This is a genomic window from Priestia sp. BR_2, assembly GCF_041954005.1.
GTDB lineage: Bacteria > Bacillota > Bacilli > Paenibacillales > Paenibacillaceae > Paenibacillus_AQ > Paenibacillus_AQ lautus_A.
Genome location: NZ_JAVFHM010000305.1, coordinates 159,385 through 175,164, shown reverse-complemented (window position 1 = coordinate 175,164; position 15,780 = coordinate 159,385). Strand labels below are relative to the sequence as shown.

The 15,780-nt window shown below is 54.9% G+C and carries 14 protein-coding genes; 8 read left to right on the top strand and 6 right to left on the bottom strand.

Going from position 1 to position 15,780, the window contains the following annotated elements; genetic code table 11:
- The first annotated feature begins 9 nt into the window (after positions 1-9).
- The 3 genes from kdpB (at position 10) to RB298_RS26405 (ending at position 5,086) form a co-directional block, all read left to right on the top strand.
- Positions 10-2,043, top strand: a complete 2,034-nt coding sequence (kdpB, locus tag RB298_RS26415; protein WP_375121262.1) for a potassium-transporting ATPase subunit KdpB — start codon at positions 10-12, stop codon at positions 2,041-2,043.
- Positions 2,044-2,123: 80 nt separating this feature from the next.
- Positions 2,124-2,756 carry a potassium-transporting ATPase subunit KdpC gene (gene kdpC, locus RB298_RS26410; RefSeq protein WP_192569949.1) on the top strand — a complete coding sequence of 211 codons (633 nt, stop codon included), beginning with the start codon at positions 2,124-2,126 and terminating at the stop codon, positions 2,754-2,756.
- 2 nt (positions 2,757-2,758) lie between these two features.
- Positions 2,759-5,086 carry a histidine kinase gene (locus RB298_RS26405; RefSeq protein WP_375121261.1) on the top strand — a complete coding sequence of 776 codons (2,328 nt, stop codon included), beginning with the start codon at positions 2,759-2,761 and terminating at the stop codon, positions 5,084-5,086.
- A gap of 347 nt (positions 5,087-5,433) precedes the next feature.
- Here RB298_RS26405 and udk read toward each other — a convergent pair whose 3' ends face one another.
- On the bottom strand, positions 5,434-6,072 hold the full coding sequence (udk, locus tag RB298_RS26400) for a uridine kinase (RefSeq protein WP_012818654.1): 639 nt from the start codon (positions 6,070-6,072) through the stop codon (positions 5,434-5,436).
- A gap of 200 nt (positions 6,073-6,272) precedes the next feature.
- On the opposite strand from udk, the gene RB298_RS26395 reads away from it, so the two are divergent.
- The gene (locus tag RB298_RS26395; RefSeq protein ID WP_090910183.1) at positions 6,273-6,908 is read left to right on the top strand and encodes a carbohydrate-binding family 9-like protein; all 636 of its coding nucleotides are present in this window, start codon (positions 6,273-6,275) and stop codon (positions 6,906-6,908) included.
- Between the two features lie 93 nt (positions 6,909-7,001).
- Here the strand turns inward: RB298_RS26395 and RB298_RS26390 are convergent, their stop codons facing one another.
- Positions 7,002-7,997, bottom strand: coding sequence for an aldo/keto reductase (locus tag RB298_RS26390; RefSeq protein ID WP_486049316.1), 996 nt, complete (start codon positions 7,995-7,997; stop codon positions 7,002-7,004).
- A 280-nt stretch (positions 7,998-8,277) separates the two neighbouring features.
- Between RB298_RS26390 and RB298_RS26385 the strand changes: the two genes are divergently transcribed.
- From RB298_RS26385 to comJ, 3 genes are all read left to right on the top strand, one after another.
- Positions 8,278-8,877 carry an SMI1/KNR4 family protein gene (locus RB298_RS26385; protein WP_486049314.1) on the top strand — a complete coding sequence of 200 codons (600 nt, stop codon included), beginning with the start codon at positions 8,278-8,280 and terminating at the stop codon, positions 8,875-8,877.
- A gap of 99 nt (positions 8,878-8,976) precedes the next feature.
- Positions 8,977-9,627: a hypothetical protein gene (locus tag RB298_RS26380; protein ID WP_486049312.1), complete on the top strand. Its 651-nt coding sequence runs from the start codon at positions 8,977-8,979 to the stop codon at positions 9,625-9,627.
- Between the two features lie 27 nt (positions 9,628-9,654).
- Complete coding sequence (comJ, locus tag RB298_RS26375) at positions 9,655-10,140, top strand: competence protein ComJ (RefSeq protein WP_486049310.1); 486 nt, start codon at positions 9,655-9,657, stop codon at positions 10,138-10,140.
- A gap of 185 nt (positions 10,141-10,325) precedes the next feature.
- On the opposite strand, the gene RB298_RS26370 is transcribed toward comJ, so the two are convergent.
- The 4 genes from RB298_RS26370 to fabF form a co-directional block, all read right to left on the bottom strand.
- Complete coding sequence (locus tag RB298_RS26370; protein WP_486049308.1) at positions 10,326-11,441, bottom strand: stalk domain-containing protein; 1,116 nt, start codon at positions 11,439-11,441, stop codon at positions 10,326-10,328.
- A gap of 184 nt (positions 11,442-11,625) precedes the next feature.
- Positions 11,626-12,507: an anti-sigma-V factor RsiV gene (rsiV, locus tag RB298_RS26365; RefSeq protein ID WP_486049306.1), complete on the bottom strand. Its 882-nt coding sequence runs from the start codon at positions 12,505-12,507 to the stop codon at positions 11,626-11,628.
- Positions 12,507-13,019 (bottom strand): RNA polymerase sigma factor SigV, encoded by a 513-nt coding sequence (sigV, locus tag RB298_RS26360; protein ID WP_012818661.1) that lies wholly within the window; start codon positions 13,017-13,019, stop codon positions 12,507-12,509. Before sigV ends, rsiV begins: the two co-directional genes overlap by 1 nt.
- Positions 13,020-13,223: 204 nt before the next feature.
- Positions 13,224-14,465: a beta-ketoacyl-ACP synthase II gene (fabF, locus tag RB298_RS26355; RefSeq protein WP_486049304.1), complete on the bottom strand. Its 1,242-nt coding sequence runs from the start codon at positions 14,463-14,465 to the stop codon at positions 13,224-13,226.
- A gap of 134 nt (positions 14,466-14,599) precedes the next feature.
- Here fabF and RB298_RS26350 point away from each other — a divergent pair, with 134 nt between their 5' ends.
- Entirely contained in the window at positions 14,600-15,439 is an 840-nt protein-coding gene (locus RB298_RS26350; RefSeq protein WP_012818663.1) for a helix-turn-helix transcriptional regulator, read from the top strand.
- The last annotated feature ends 341 nt before the right edge of the window (positions 15,440-15,780 follow it).

Here is a 15,780-nt window from a genome sequence, read left to right as displayed (position 1 = left end):
CCTATTACCATGAATAATACGAGAAAAAAAGCGATGTCCCAAGAGATGGTCCGTCAGGCGCTGAAGGACAGCTTCACGAAGCTGAATCCCGTCCTGATGATGAGAAATCCGGTCATGTTTGTCGTGGAGGCCGGGACTCTGGTTGTGCTGCTTATGACGATATTTCCGTCCTATTTCGGTACCGAGGGCAGTATCGGATTTAACCTGACCGTGTTCGTCATCCTGCTGTTCACGCTGCTGTTCGCAAACTTCGCAGAGGCGCTTGCCGAAGGGCGCGGCAAGGCGCAGGCCGATTCCCTTAAGCAGTCGAAGCAGGAAATGACGGCTCGCAAAGTGATGGAGAACGGCGGGGTACAATCCGTGTCGTCCACGGCTCTGCGCAAAGGAGATATCGTGATGGTCGCGCAGGGCGAGATGATTCCCGGGGACGGGGAAGTGATTGCGGGCCTTGCATCCGTTGACGAATCGGCGATTACCGGGGAATCCGCCCCCGTCATTAAAGAAGCCGGCGGCGATTTCAGCTCGGTCACGGGGGGGACCCGGGTTGTCAGCGATACGATCCGCATCCGGATTACAAGCGATCCGGGGGAATCGTTTATCGACCGGATGATCTCGCTGGTCGAAGGGGCCTCCCGGCAGAAGACGCCAAACGAAATTGCGCTGAATACGCTGTTGATCGTCTTAACGCTGATCTTCCTGATCGTGGTTGTGACGCTGGCACCGATCGCGAAGTATCTTGGCATCGAGTTGACCGTTCCGGTGCTGATCTCGCTGCTGGTATGTCTGATCCCGACCACGATCGGGGGGTTGCTGTCAGCGATCGGGATTGCCGGCATGGACCGGGTAACGCAGTTCAACGTGCTGGCGATGTCCGGCAAAGCGGTTGAGGCCGCCGGTGACATCAACACGATGATTCTGGATAAGACGGGTACCATTACGTTTGGTAACCGGATGGCCAGCCGGTTGATTCCCGTCGGCGGCGAGTCGCTGGCATCGGTGTCCCAGTGGGCCGCGGTGAGCTCGCTGCAGGATGAGACGCCGGAAGGACGGTCGGTGTTGGAGCTGCTGAGGAAGGAAGGTTTCGCAGTGGATGAGGGCATGGCGGATGGGGCGGAATTCATCGGATTTAAGGCGGAGACCCGGATGAGCGGCATGAACCTGAGGGATGGCCGGAAAGTCCGCAAGGGCGCTGTGGATGCCGTCAAGGCGTGGGTGCAGTCGCAAGGAGGCCCCATCCCTTCGGATTTGTCGCCAAATAGCGACGCCATCGCCACAGAGGGGGGAACCCCGCTTGCGGTCGCCGTGGATAACCGCATCTTTGGTTTGATCTACTTGAAGGATACCGTGAAGCCGGGCATGAAGGAACGGTTTGACCAGCTGCGCCGGATGGGCATCAAGACGATTATGTGCACGGGCGACAACCCGCTCACCGCGGCGACGATTGCCCGTGAAGCGGGCGTCGATGATTTCATCGCGGAGAGCAAGCCCGAGGATAAGATTGCCGTCATCCGCCGAGAACAAGCCGAAGGCAAGCTGGTGGCGATGACCGGGGACGGGACGAACGATGCCCCGGCGCTGGCCCAGGCCGATGTCGGGCTGGCGATGAACAGCGGTACCACCGCAGCCAAGGAAGCGGCCAATATGGTGGATCTGGATTCGGATCCGTCGAAGATTATCGAGGTGGTTGCCATCGGCAAGCAGCTGCTGATGACGCGCGGCGCGCTGACCACCTTCAGCGTCGCGAACGACGTCGCCAAATATTTTGCCATCATTCCGGCGATGTTCGCGGCTGCTATTCCTAGCATGAACGTTCTGAACGTCATGGGACTGGGTTCTCCCATGTCGGCGATTCTGTCGGCGCTGATCTTTAATGCCATTATCATTCCGCTGCTGATTCCGCTTGCGATGAAGGGTGTGGCCTATAAGCCGATGAGCTCGTCGAAGCTGCTGCAGCGCAATGTGCTGGTCTACGGATTAGGCGGCGTGATCGTGCCGTTCATCGGGATTAAGCTGATCGATATGATCGTGCATCTCTGGATTTAGGCCGGAAACAGCAGCCGTCCTATCGAGATATCCCGGAGGCTGCTATTTGAGGAAAATATGAAAGAAGGGATCGAGGAACCATGAATAAGCCATTGCAGAAATCATCGCCGGCCCCTCTCGCTGGGGTGGGCGCGGCCCGTGTCTCGCTGGGCATGGCCCTGAGAACAAGTCTTGTATTTATCGTGTTATGCGGAATTCTTTATCCGCTGGTCACGACGGGAGCGGCGCACCTGCTCATGCCGAAGCAAGCCGGCGGCAGTTTGGTCACGGATCGGGGCGGAAAGGTGGTCGGATCGGAATTGATCGGCCAGGACTTTACGGAGCCGCAATATTTTCACGGCAGGGTGTCCAGCATTGAATACAACGGGGCCGGCTCAGGCAGCAATAACTATGCCCCTTCCAACCCGGATTTGATTGAACGAACGAAGGCATCAATTGAAGCGTGGACGGAGAACAACCCGGACGTTCCGGTGAGCGAGGTGCCGATCGATCTGGTAACGAATTCCGGCTCCGGGTTGGATCCTCACCTATCGCCGCAGGCCGCGTATATTCAGATTCCGCGGATCAGCAAGCAAACCGGAATTGCGGAAGCAGAGCTTGATCAGCTGGTAAAGGAGCATACGGAGGGACGGGATTTGGGCGTATTCGGTGAACCGCGCGTGAATGTGTTGAAGCTGAATCTGGGGCTCCAAAAGCTTCTTAACCTTGACTGATCATGGATCCCTTTCGGAGAAAATCGCCGGAGGAGCTCTTAAGGTCGATTTCCAAGCTCCATCAGGGACGGCTCAAGGTATATATCGGGGCTGTGAGCGGATCGGGAAAAACCTATCATATGCTTCGAGAAGGGCAGACCTTGAGGCTGCAAGGCATCGATGTTGTCATATGCGCGGTATCCACGATGCAGCGGCCGGAAACGGTGGAGCAGGTCCGTGATCTGGAACGGGTGCCCAGCATTCATTGGATGGAGGACGGCGTAGAGAAGAAGGATCTTGATCTTGATCTGCTGGTGCAGCGCAACCCTGAGGTAGTGCTTGTCGATGGGCTTGCCCATCGCAACCGGAAGGGAGCGCGGCATGCTGCGCGGCTGGATGATATCCGATTCCTGTTAAGCCGCGGAATCAGCGTCATCACAACGGTCAACGTGTATGAGCTTGAGGATGTGCAGGACATTGCCTCCAAGCTGACGGGCATTAAAGCCAGCCATACGGTACCGGCCGATACGCTGGAGAGCGCCGACGAAGTGGTGCTTATTGACGTAACGCCCGAAACGATGCTGGAACGGGCACAAGGCGGCCTGCTTGGAGACGGCAGCCTATGGAAGCAGGGCAATCTGGCGGTGCTCCGGGAGTTGACGCTCCGCCTCGTTGCCGAAGGCGTGAGCCATTCCCTGGAGCGGTACCGCAAAGAACAGGGACTCGTCGGCCCATCGGGAGCCGATGAGCGAATACTGGTGTCCACCCAATACCATTGGAACGGTTCCATCTATATGCGGCGCGGGCAGCAGATCGCGAAGCGTTTAAACGGCGAACTGTTGGCTGTTACGTTTGTGAAGCCGGAAGTAGAGCTTACGAAAGAACAGGCCGCCTTTAAGCGCTCCATGGCGAAGCTCGCGGTGCGGATCGGCGCCAAGCTGGAGGAGCTGCCCCTCCGTTCCCGGAGGGAGCTCGCTGACATGCTGGTTCAGTATGCGCTGGAGCACCACGTTACACGCATTGTGCTTGGCCATTCGAAGCAGACGCGCATGCAAGAGCTTTGGCAGGGTTCGATTATTCAGGATCTGCTCAAGAAAACGCGCGGGATTGATATTTTTATGGTGGCGGATCGGGCGGAACATGACGGGGAGCGGATCATTCCGGCCCGGCTTCATCCGCTGCGGCTCCCTTCCGAATCGTTTCACCGCTTGAACGAACAGGAGCTGGATCAGAAGATTGAGCAGGTCAAGCGGGGACGGTTCAAGGTATATATCGGCGCCTCCCCGGGCGTAGGGAAGACCTATGCGATGCTGCGGGAAGGCAACGATCTGCTGAAGAAGGGATTGACGGTTCTCGTCGGTCTGCTGGAGACGCACGGCCGGAAGGATACGCTGTCCCAGGTGGGCAATCTGGAGGCCCTTCCGCGAAAAAGGGTGGACTACAGGGGATCGCGCCTTGAGGAGATGGATACCGATGAGATCCTTCGCCGGAGGCCGGACGTGGTCCTCGTGGATGAGCTGGCGCATACGAATGTGCCCGGAAGCAAGCGCAAGAAACGGTATGAAGATGTGCAGGATATTCTGTCGGCCGGCATCTCCGTCATTACGACCGTAAACGTGCAGCATCTGGAGAGCTTGAATGATGCCGTCGAGCAGATTACAGGCGTCCGTGTCCGCGAGACGATACCGGATCATATTCTGCAATCGGCCGATGAGGTTCAACTGGTCGACGTGACGCCGGAGTCGCTGCGGCAGCGGATGAAGGATGGGAACATCTATGCGAAGGAGAAAATTCATCAGGCGCTCAGCCATTTTTTCAAGACGGGAAACCTGATCGCCCTAAGAGAGCTTGCCTTAAGGGAGATTGCGGATGATGTGGACGAAAGGCTGGAGTCATGGCAGCGCAGCGGCTCGCTTCGGGGGCCGTGGCGGCGCGAGGAAATTATCTATGTCGTGGTCGGCAGGGAGCCGCAAGCGGAGCGGCTCATTCGCCGCGGCTTCCGGATCGCCCATCGGCTGAAGGCAGCCTGGTATGTGGCATTCCCTCTGGAGCGTCATGACAGCCTGTCTCATGACGACGAGCAGCGCTTGACGGCGCTTCAGACGTTAACGGAGCGTCTTGGAGGCACCTTCACGATGCTGCCGCTGCCGGTAAAAAGGGAACCGGCATGCGCCTGTTGTGGCCGATTGGTCGCCGCAGCAGACGAGGTCAAGGCGACCCAATTCATTATCGGCCAGCCGCAGATGGACGGATGGAAGCTGTTCGCTCGGCGAAAATGGATCAGGAGCCTGCTGCGATCCTCAAGGCATATGGACGTGCTCGTGGTTGCGGATTACGATCCGCGCGTATGACGGCTGAAGCGCCGGGAACTGAATGTTTTGAGGGGACCGGTGACGCAGGAGACTTGGGAATGCTGAAAGTGCAGGAAAAGCAGTAAACGCAGGAATCGCAGAAAACGCGGATAATGCGGATAACGCAACATTCCGGAGAACAAAAACACCGGACGTACATTCCGGAGAAAAAGAACGCACAGACCGCAGAACGCTCGGAAACGGAAGAATGCAAGCCATACGAGCAGGCTGGCTTACTAGCGCGTAAGCGAACGGACAACGTCAAGAAGCCCGCTGACCTGTCATTACAGATCCGCGGGCTTTTTTCATTCTGCCAACATGCCTAAAGGCTGACGTACAAGCTTGTCTTATGATTCGCCCGACAGCGTGCGGTCGCCGGTCAGATATTTCTCGGTCAAGACGGAGAGCAGGCGAATGCCGACTTCATTCTCTCCGCCTTCGGGAATGATCAGGTCGGCGTATTTCTTGGAGGGTTCGATGAACGCCTCATGCATCGGCTTGACGGTTGTCAGGTATTGATTATGGATCGACTGGATGGTTCGGCCGCGGTCCTCAATATCGCGTACGACCCGGCGAAGCAGGCGCACATCGGGATCGGTATCCACAAACACTTTAATGTGAAGCAGCTTGCGCAGATTCTCATCGGACAGCACATGCAGGCCTTCGATGATGACGATGTTGTTCGGCTTCAGCTCGATGGTCTGATCCGTGAAGCGGGCATGGGCGGTAAAATCATATACCGGCGCGAAAGCCGGTTGTCCGCTTTTTAAAATGCCGAGATGCTCGACGAGCAGCTCGTTGTCAAAAGCGAACGGATGATCATAGTTAATCGCTTCGCGTTCCTCGAAGCTGAGCTCTTTATGATCCTTGTAATAGTTATCCTGCGAAATAAACGTGACTTTATCTGAACCAAGACGGTCAATGACAGAGCGGGCAACCGTTGTTTTGCCCGATCCGGTGCCGCCGGCGATACCAATTATGAGCATGGCGAATCCATAACCCTCCCTAGAGTTTGCAATTTTATTATTGTAGCACAGCATGCGCTTCTTTTCACTATGGGAGCATAGAACAAAAGATGGGATTTCCGTATGATCTTTATTCTTACCACGGAATAGCGAACCGAATCTGTATGACTTATCATAGAGGATATCATGACTACAATTGAAAATGTTTCGGAGGGATGATCATGCGTTATACCGCCATTTACCCATGCAAGCCCGCCATATACCTTCAACAGGGAGAGAATCGGGGAAGCGTCGATTGGAGCCGCTATGAAGCTGTGGCCCTGAGCGACACCGTGACCGGGCTTGCCGCGAAGGAAGCGACGGAGGTGCGCGCCTGCTGGAGTGCCGAATGCTTCTACGTGCAGTTTGTTTGCCAGGATTCACATATCGTCTCGGAGTATCGGCATCGGGATGACCCGCTGTATGAGCAGGATGTCGTGGAGCTGTTTATGGATGAAGCAGGGGAAGGTTTGGAATATATCGAGCTTGAGGTGAGCCCGAACAATGTTGTATTTGATGCGCGGATCCGTAACGATGGGCAAAAGTCGATCACGGACAGCGATGTCGAGTGGGACCTTACCGGCCTTCTGACCACGGTAGAGAACGACGGTAAGGGAAATTTGGTTTACGAGATTCGCATTCCGGCGCAGAACTTTCAGAATCCCCCGCAAGCGGGACGATGCTGGAACGTGAATTTTTACCGCATTGACGAGGACGACCAAGGAAACCGGGAATATCAGGCATGGAGCCCCACCGGAGAGGTCAATTACCATATCCCCTCGCGTTTCGGAAGGCTGGAGTTTGTGGATGCCACATAGCATGCACGCCCGGAATCGATTGACCGATGCCGGGCGTGCAGCATTGAAAATAGCTTTTTTGGTTTGGTGATGCCTTACGGGTCCCGCTTAAGCTTACTTAAACCGGTAAGCACGCGGTTCATTGAACCAGAAGCTGCCGTCCTGGGAGAAGTCCCGGTATGGGCTTGGGGACACCTCGTCCACCAGCTTCAAATCTTCTTCGGTCAGCTGCACGTTCAGTGCATTCAGATTGTCCGCAAGCTGCTGCTCGCTGCGGATGCCGACGACGGGAATGATGCTGCGCTGCAGCAGCCATGCCAGCGCGAACTGCCCCAGTGTGATCCCTTTGTCCTCTGCACGCCGGGCGAGCCATTCAACCTTGTCCAGTTTGGCACGGTTGCCGGGAGCATCCAAATCCATGCGCTCGCCCCGCGAATTGACCGGCAGCGGCTGCCCGGCACGGTATTTGCCGGACAGCCAGCCGCCGTCCAGCGGGGAGTAGGCCAGCGTAGCCAGGCCGTGGCGCTGTGAAGCCCGCAGGATTTCCTGCTCGATATATCGGTTGAAGATGCTGTATGAAGGCTGATTGGTAACGAAGCGCTCGAGGTTCATTTTCTCGCTGGTCCACAGGGATTCGACGATACGCCAAGCCTCGAAGTTCGAGCAGCCGATATATCGTACCTTTCCTTGGGCAACCAGATCATCGAGTGCGCGCAGCGTCTCGTCCAGCGGGGTATGAGGATCCGGTCTATGCACTTGGTAGAGGTCGATGTAATCCGTATTCAACCGTTTCAGGCTGGCCTCGACCTGTCTCATGATGCGGTAACGGCTGGCGCCTTCTCCGTTCGGTCCTTCGGCGGTCCGTACCTTGAATTTGGTCGCGACGATCACCCGGTCTCTTCGTCCTTGAAGGGCTTTGCCTATAATTTCTTCGCTCGTACCCTTGCCATAGGTATCTGCCGTATCGATAAAATTAATCCCCGAATCCAGCACCTTGTCGATAATGCCGAGCGAGGTCTTCTCGTCCAAATCCCAATCTCCGTAAGTCATGGTTCCCAGACAGAAGCGGGATACTTCAAGTCCGGTTCTTCCCAAGTAGACGTATTCCATCGTTTAGCCTCCCCATCTCCAAGTTATCTTCGTGATCGAAATCTGCTTCCATTATCGGCCTTTTATGTATGGATGACAAGCGCAGCAGCCGGAAGCGAAGATACCCGGGGTTTTTTCATAAAAGAACAAAAACGGACATCTCAACAGGGATTTTGTCCCTTTTTTTGCATGCCGCTGGACATGTTGTTTTCATTGGGGCGGGTTCTATATACTTTTTAGTAAAGGGAAAGCCTGCCGCTTGGAATGAGCGGACATGCTCTAAAACGGAGGGGATGTTTATATGAATGCTGTCATCGATGGTCTGATGACCGAGCTGGAGCAGCTGCTGGAGGAGAAGGTGGCCGAAGATCTTCGGGATCTGCTGGGCGAGTATAAACAATTGGAGGGAGCGCCCTCGGATCGATTGAAGCAATTTGAAGAGGATTTCGGGATCGCTTTGCCGGAGGATTTCCGTTCGTTCTACAGCAAGAAGGACGGCAGCGGGTACGCATTCCACGTGCTCTATCCCGGTAACGAGGGAGATGGCGAATACACCCCGTTCTATCTGATGAGCCTGGATGAGATGAGGGAAATCAAATCATATTTCTGCGAGCGGGACGAACGGCTCGATGTATACTACGGTCCAGAGGAGGTACAGCGGCTGGATCCGGAAATTAAACCGTACCTGTTCCACAAGGCATGGTATCCGTTTGCCACGATGGCGGGCGGCTCATTGTATCTGATGCTGGATTTCGATCCGGCTGAGCCGGGAACGTCCGGGCAGATCATCATGTACGTGCATGATCCTGATTTTGTGTACTATATCGCGCCTTCCTTCACGGAGCTGCTTCAGGCGTCCAACCGCAATCTGCGCACCGACATTGAAGAAGTGGACTACTAATTGAAGCAGAAGACATAGAACCACTCCTAATGCCCATAACTTTGCCTAAAGGCGGTGTGTTAGGAGTCGGATGAAGAACCAGCGAGGGGAGGTGACAGCATGAACAACAGACGGGTCCTCTGGGGAGCCATCCTGTTGGTGGCGGCCGTGTTGTTGACACCCGGCTATTTTATTGCGCGCACGTATGGGCTTTTTCAGCATGAGGTCGTCTTGACCAAATACCAGCTCGCCGTTGATGTGGATGGTGAACAAGTGGATGCTTGGCCGCTGCTGGCTGGCTTCGCCGCAACCGATAAGAAGGGGGAGCTGCGCCCGCTCTATTACAGACTGGAAGGGTCGGACCTCAACATGCTGTATCAATTGGCATATGGGCAGTTCGAGGTAGAGGCTTCGGAGGACAATCCGTTCTTGGCGGGGAGGGTCCAGTATGACCATCTTGAGAAGGACTATATCGAGACCCGGAAAGAGTATGTGAACGCAAAGGAATATCGGCAGGACATCATCTTTTATAATGACCGTAAAGAGCCCATATTTACATACGACCCGGCAGCCAAAGCGGACGGGGATAAGGTGAAGGAGATTATCACCGCAGGCATGACGCGCTCCAACGGCCAAGGAGGGTCGGGCGTGGTGGAGGATAAGTATCTGAATGTTACCCGATTGTTCGAGGAGAAGCTGGGCGTCAGTATGCGGGTTCAGGTGGATAAAGAGCGCAGGCTGGCCACGATCCATATGGAGCAGCTTAAATAGAATTTTTTCAAAACGAGGTGCCGTACAATGCAGCATACAAAATTGACCCAAGAGGTGGATCTCACCATCTCGCACCATCAGATTCAAATCCGCTCGCGGGATTTTGACGAGGAGTTGTGCCAGTGGGGAGAAATCAATATCAATCAGGGCGCGGTCATTCATCCCGGTTATCTGACCTTTGATCCGATTCCTGACGATGCTTTCGGCGCTTGGGTGAAGCTGGCCCTGACAGAGGCGTTCACGGAAGACCCGAACGCGCAGCGCCGAATGGTCGTGCCGTTTGACGTTTTGGATCCTGGCAAGCTGGAGCTGCTATCCGTCATGTCGGACGCCGTCATCGAGCTTCCGCTGCAAGAAGGGCGGTATGCCTTGTATTTTGAGATTTGCGAGGATGAAGAGGTGTATTACCGTCTGACTTTCGTGCGTGAAGGAGAGTATGTCCAAGCCCGATTTTTGATGGACGATGAATGGGGCGGCAGGGCTGGAGAAGCCTTGGCGGAGGGGTATTGTTGACCAATTCATTGCAGAAAACGGGGTACTGAAGGCCGCGTCAGGCAATTCTCCCTATTATTGATATAAGAAGAGGCCTTCTCCGTGTAGGAGAGGCCTCTTTTGTTGCCGCCATGCTGCTGTGCCGTTGTCCCGACTTTACCAGCTCTTTATGGAAAGCAGAAACGATCTGACTGCGTGGAAAATAGCTATTGTGCTGCCGTCACCATAATCTCGCCATATGGGCTTTGGTCAGCCTGCAGCTGCAGAATGTCCGTGAGGAAAGCGAGCGGAACATAGACATGGCCGTCTTTAATTGCAGGAGAAGCGCCTAGCGACCGCGGAGCCATTTTGCCCGAAGCGTATGCATCCTTGTTCAGCGTCACCGCGCTCCAGACGGCGCCTTTGGAGATTTCCGCGGTTTTGCTCTTGCCGTTCCACTTGACGTCGAATTGGAGCTGACGCAGCACGCGGGCTGCGGGAACCATCATCTTGCCGTTGTTATCCTTGTAGTAAGCGCCTGGCTTCAAGACGGCGGAAACGGGCTTTTCTTCGGGTGCTGTATCCGGCAGCTTCACGGCAAATTCCGGCGTTCCCGTGGATCCTGGGGCGATGCTGTATTTTTGGAATACGATGTAGGCTGTTCCGTCCGCGACATAGAAGGATTGCTCCGCGTCTATGCCCTGAAATCCGTCTTCGTTCGCGAAGTAATGGTCCTGATCCGCGGCAATCGCGGTTTTGACCGCCGTATCCACGATCGATTTGTAATTCTTCCCGAACAGGTCCTCCAGCGTCACGCGCTGGGCTTCGGCTTCGTTCGTGAAGTTATACGTATCCACGCGGGGATCGCCATTGTTCATTCCCATGCCTTCCGTGATGACCTTAAGGGATATCAGGCTGTCGTCCGTGCCATCCGATGTAAGCTCATAGGTGATCGTCAGCTGATAAGGGTGCATGGTATAGCCGTTCAGTTCCGCATTTGCCGCAGCCTCGGAGGCCTCCTTTTCCCATTTGGCGATATCCTTGGAAGCATGGGATTCGATGATGTCATTTAGCTGATCTTGGTACTTGGTATCGGCCAGACCCTGGAATACAGGAATCTTGATATCCGTTTCGAGCCATTTTTCCTTGGAGTGCAGTGTTTTGAACGTTATCCGTTGCGGGGCAGCAGTCGAAGCCTTCACCTGATCGGTGCTCGCTGCAGTTTTGGTTTCGGCATGGACATGAGCGGATGGCAGACCCGAAGCGGAAATCATCAGGACGCCCGCTAATCCGGCAGCCGCGAGTGTTTTGGCCAGTGGGCTTGTATGCTTCATTGTTTTCATCGTGATTACCTCCAGGGTTAGGTTTGATATCTTTAAAGTGAGAAGACAGAAGCGTTTTGGAGAAGCGAAGCGGTCTCCTTGTCCTCCGGATTCCCACGGACTCATAAAATTTCAAAAGAAAATTCGGGGGCAACGGGGATCGGAAGAACGATCTGCACTCGTAGGTTGGTGATGAATGGCGGATCTATCGAATGTATTCGTTGCTGACGAGCTGATCCGCGATGGCCTCCGTAGGGATCGTAAATTCCACGACGCCCATATAGCCGGGAGCCACATCGTATTCGTTGAAGCTGATGACCAGTTTGCCATTCTTATCAATATAGAAATTGTGATCCTTGGCGATCGATTGGAATAGATCCTCCGGTATTACGGATTCGACGCCAGGCTGCTCTACCCAGTAGGTGATTTCGGGATTATCCTGCATCTGCCGGCGCATTTGCTCCTTGATGTTGTCGCTGATGACTTGGATGTAGGAATCATCCTTGAACAGGCTTGGCAGCGTGATCACCAAATGGTTGATCTTGTCGATCGTATCGTATTGTCTGGACTCGGCGGAGCCACCTGCGGACTCTACGACGTAGCGGGAAAGCGTCAGCAGCTGTTCATTGTCGGTGATGACTTCATAACCGCTATCGAGGCTGAGATGCCCCTCGCCTTCATGATTTAGCTGGGCGACTTCGTCTTTGAAGTCCTCATACAGCTTCTTGTTCTCTTCCAGGTATTTGTTATTCAGCGTTTGCTCAAGCTCCGGATTGCCCAGGTTGGCAATGCCGGGCGTTTCGATATGCACTTCCGTGCTGCCGTCCTGCTCGGCATATTCGCGGATGGTCATCACCTTGACGATCTCGCCCAGAACGGGCACATCGGACATGGCCTTGGCGAATGCGGGACTTGCGTTCACGCCGGCAAACAGCAGTGCGAATGCAGCGGCCACGCCGGCGAGCCAGGGCAGGGCTCTATTTTTTGTTCGTCTGGCTGCAATGGCTTTGTTGACCACCGAGCTTAGTTCGTCGGGAATAGGAGTGCTCTCGTACTGCTCTTTCATCCTATTCAGCTTGTCATGCATTATCGTTGTGCCTCCTCTTGGTCTTCCTCGCTTAGGTTCACCCGCAGTCTCTGCAGTCCTTGGTATAGCCTCGTTTTCACCGTGCTGACATTCTCATGGAGCACCTCGGCAATTTCGTCAATCTTCATGTCTTCGAAAAACCGGAGAATAATGACGACCCGATACTTGTCAGGCAGATCCTCCAAGGACTGGGCCAGATCCAGATTCGGATAGTGGTCATGACTGCCGGGTAAGATGAACTCCAGGTTCTCGTCGTCCATGACGCGGACTTTTTTCTGTTTTCGAATGAGATCCAGGGAGGTTGTGACAATAATTCGGAAAAACCAGCTTTTTAGTGAACCCGTCTGCTTCAGCTTTTCCATGGATAAAAATGCTTTGTGGATCGCATCCTGAACGATATCGAGGGCATCCTCTTTATTTCTGACGTAGCTGTATGCCAGCCGGTAGGCGCTGTCCTGATTTTCGGTTATGCATTGGATAAGAAGCTTCTCAAGCTTCCGGCCGCCTCTCATGTAAATATGACACTCCTTTGGGCCCGCGCGGGTAACCATCAATTGCAATTGACTTACGGAAGCAAGACGTGCGAGTCTTTCAAAAAGTTTGATTCTGCGAAAAAAAATTTCTAAAGGCGTTTCTGTCTTCATATTCAACTTATCCTTCAACAATCGCAACAAGAAAAAGCCCCCAGTTTTCACTGGGGGCTTTTAGTCTCATCGTTATTCGCTCTCATATCTCTTGAGGATAATCGCCGAGTTATGTCCGCCGAAGCCGAAGGAATTGGACATGCCAATGCGGAGCTTGGCGCTTCTCGCCTCGTTGGGTACATAGTCCAAATCGCAGGTTGGATCGGCATGATCGAGATTGATCGTCGGCGGTATAATGCCTTCTTGCAGGGATTTCACGAGGGCAATGGCCTCCGCGCCGCCGGATGCGCCCAGCATGTGTCCGGTCATCGACTTGTTGGCTGTTACCGGGATACGGTATGCCTCCTCGCCGAACACCTGCTTGATGGCCGCCGTCTCCGAACGGTCGCCGATGACCGTGCTGGTGGCATGGGCGCTGATGACATCCACGTCGGCCGGGGAGAGGTCCGCTTCGGCCAGCGCCAGCTTCATCGCATGTGCCGCGCCGCTGCCGTCTTCCGGCGTTGCGACCATATGATAGGCATCCGAGCTGGCACCGTAACCGATAACTTCGCCCAGTATGACGGCGCCTCTGCGCAAGGCATGGGAAAGCGACTCCAGGATGAGGATGCCGGCTCCTTCCGCCATGACGAATCCATCGCGGTCCGCATCGAACGGCCGGCTGGCACGGCCCGGTTCCTCGTTGCGGGAGGACAGGGCGGTGGCATTCGCGAAGCTGGCCAGCGAGATGTCGGTCAATGCGGCTTCGGATCCGCCCGCGATAATGACGTCGGACCGGCCGGCTTGGATGTTAAAGAAAGCCTCGCCGATCGCCGTATTGCCGATCGAACATGCCGTAACCGGTGCCAGCGTGGAGCCCAGCGCCTTGTATTTAATGCTGATGAGCGCGGCCGCCATATTGGGAATCATCATGGGTACCAGGGTAGGACTGACCCGCTCGGGACCCCGCGACGACAGCGTGCCGCTCTGATTCATCAGGGTTTGGATGCCGCCGATGCCGGAGCCTACGTAGACTCCCATGCGCTCATGATCGATCTGATCAAGATCAAGGCCCGACTGGCTGATCGCTTGATCCGCCGCAGCCAGCGCAAACTGGCAGAAGCGGTCCAACCGCCGGGCTTCCTTCGCACCGAACAGCGCGTTTGCGTCAAACCCCTTCACGGCGCCTGCTATTTGTACCTTTTGTCTTGATGTGTCCAAATTTTCTATATGTGCAATACCGGATTCTCCTCGTACAAGCCGGGACCAGAACGTATCAACATCATGGCCGAGCGGCGATATGACGCCCATACCGGTGATAACGACTCTTTCCATGGATGAACAGCCTCCTTAGGACTTTATAACTTGTCAATCTTAAGGTTATAATGTCACGTGTAGTATCCTATTACAAGATATCGTTTATCCTAGTATAAAAACTGCTATCCTTGTTGAAGGAAGGAGGATGATAGATGAATTCCCAGGTTAGGCTGCAAGCGTTGTCCGCTTTTTTGAAAGGGCAGCGTGCCAAAATCTCTCCCGAGTCCGTCGGGCTGCCGCCCGGTACCCGGAGGAGAACACCGGGCTTGCGCAGGGAGGAGGTCGCCCAGTTGGCCGGCGTCAGTACCACTTGGTACACCTGGCTCGAGCAGGGGCGCGACATCCAGGTGTCGTCATCCGTGCTGGACTGCGTCGCAAGTGCGCTGCAGTTGAACGCGGACGAGCGCAGATATCTGTACTCCCTGGCGCTGGAGAGCGGGGCGGAGCCGTATACGGTCAAACACGAAGCGGTGCAGATCAGCCCGTCCCTGCAAAAAATCATCACCGAGCTAAAATATTGTCCCGTCATGATATCCGATCGGAAGTGCAATATCGTGGGGTGGAACCGCGCGGCCGCGTACGTGTTCCTAGATTTTGACCGGATCCCGCCCGAGGAGCGGAACATGATCCGGCTGCTCTTTACCCGCAGGGAATTCCAGCGGCTGGCGGTGAACTGGGAGCAGTTTGCCAGCGGCTTCCTGTCGATGTTCCGAAGCTATTACGGTCAATATGTCGAGGATGAATGGTATGATCATTTTTTGGAGGAAATGAAGAACGGGCATCCGGATTTCAACCGCATGTGGGAGCAGAGCCAGGTCAGCTACGCCCCGGAGGTGCATCTGGAATTCCGGCATGCCAAGGCCGGGAAAATGGTATATGAGCTCACGTCGCTCAAAGTGTACGGAAATGATGACCTGCGGTGCAGCATCTATACGCCGGCTCCCGACACGACCACGGAAGCGAAGCTGCGGCAGCTGATGGAGGAGAAGTAAGGGGAGCGAGTGCACTCGTTGCGCCAGAGGTAACGGATGCGGGATACACTTGTTGCGCCGAAGTAATAGGGCTCCATGCCGTTTGCGCTTGGTGCTTGATGTGACGGATTGCGATACTGATGGTACTTGTTATGCCAGAAAGAATGGGGTCCCGTGCCTTTTGCGCTTGCTGCACCAGTAATTACAGACTCCGCGCCGACACTTACTGTTCTTGAAGTAGCCAAACTACTTGTTGTTCCCGACTAATCGGACTCCAGTTCCGTTATTTGACGAGATTACGCCCTAATTACAACTTTATCGGACACAAGATCCTTTATTGGGCTCATAACCGGCATATTCAT